The following is a 533-nucleotide window of genomic DNA, read 5'->3' on the forward strand; positions in this document are numbered from 1 at the left end:
GCCCCGATGCACTATAATTTCGTGGTTGAGGCAGACGTGACCGACACTGCCGGTGAGACGCAAAACGCATCGATGAGCGTGCGGCTCGGCACCAAGGAGGCAACCCTGACCGGAGACTTGCCAGAAAAAGTGCTTGGCGACAGCCTGAAAACAATAACATTCACTCTGTATAATGTAGCCGGAATGACGATGGTGTCAGACGTGCGGTTTTATATTGACAACGAGAACGACTGGCAACAGGCCCGCACGGGTAGTCCGGTGGAGTTGAAAAAACGTCTCGCCGCCGGCCGTCACTGTCTTTTCGCCGTGTGTGATGGCGATACTCTCAGGCAGGATTTCACCGTCTTCGGGCTTGACGACACGGTGCCTTGTGTGGATACCTGTGCTTGGTTCTATACGTCGGCAGGTTCGTTCCCCCGTGACGGAGGGGCCGTGACCGTGCAGGTAGGATCGTCGGATAAGGATGTACACATAGTGTACAGCATCCTCTCAGGAAACAAGATAATAGAGAGCGGTTCGACAGACGTGAGCAA

General features: G+C 54.6%; 1 protein-coding gene. It reads left to right on the forward strand.

Annotated features, from left to right (window positions below):
* Positions 1-533 (forward strand): hypothetical protein (locus MoGM_RS13035; protein WP_158249572.1); only part of this gene is annotated, 533 nt, incomplete at both ends.

Origin of the sequence: Prevotella sp. MGM1 (genome assembly GCF_002933775.1) — a bacterium.
In the GTDB taxonomy this organism is placed as follows: domain Bacteria; phylum Bacteroidota; class Bacteroidia; order Bacteroidales; family Bacteroidaceae; genus Prevotella.